This window comes from Klebsiella sp. HMSC25G12, from assembly GCF_001807705.1.
Lineage (GTDB): Bacteria > Pseudomonadota > Gammaproteobacteria > Enterobacterales > Enterobacteriaceae > Klebsiella > Klebsiella variicola.
Genome location: NZ_KV789881.1, coordinates 1 through 752, shown reverse-complemented (window position 1 = coordinate 752; position 752 = coordinate 1). Strand labels below are relative to the sequence as shown.

1 protein-coding gene is annotated in these 752 nt (G+C 61.4%); it reads right to left on the bottom strand.

The genetic code is table 11. The annotated features are described in order from the left end of the window. Nucleotides 1-77: 77 nt before the first annotated feature. The coding region (locus tag HMPREF3096_RS12820; RefSeq protein ID WP_138980139.1) for a carbohydrate porin at nt 78-752 on the bottom strand (675 nt) is incomplete at its 5' end.

Here is a 752-nt window from a genome sequence, read left to right as displayed (position 1 = left end):
ATCCCGCAGGCCTCCTCAGTCGTAGCCCGGCTAAGCGTAGCGCCAGCCGGGAACGCTCCTTCGACAACGCTATCGCATCAGAACCACGCCTCAAACATTCCACCGACGTTCAGTGAATCCAGCTGCTGGTCCTGGGTGCCGTTAACCTTCGCGGTGTGCTCGTTGTCCACCTGGCCGCCGGTCACATAGAAGCGCAGCATCGGACGGAACTCCGGCCCCATGCCGATGGCGATGTTCTGCGACAGCGTCAGCTTCCAGCCGTGGTTATCCCCGCCCTGGTCGTAATCCACGCGCTGGTAGCCCGCTTCCAGCCAGGTGGAGTGCACGTCGTTCCAGAAGTACATCGGCCGCACGATGGCGCCGTAGTTTTTACGGTTGTCGGTGTTGTCCTTGCCGTTGTCGTAGTCGTGGAAGGCCAGCAGGTATTCGATCTGCGCCTGCTGGGTGAACTTATGGCTGCCCTCGAAGCTGGCGTAGACCGTGGTCAGGTCGTCGGTTTTGTTGTAGACGCTGTTATCCGAGTTGTCGGAGTAGCGCAGGATCACCTTGTTCACCCCGCTGTCGTTGGTGTGGCTCAGCACCAGGCCGCCCTGCCAGGCTTCGAGGCGCGCGTCGCTGTCCACCGCCTTCGAGTCAAAGCCGTAGTTGGCGTACACCTCGACGTCGATCGGCCCGGCCTTGATGTTGTGGGTTTTGGTGGTCAGCGCGTAGTGGCCGTTGTCGCCGGTATCGGAGCTGCCGGTACAGGTGAT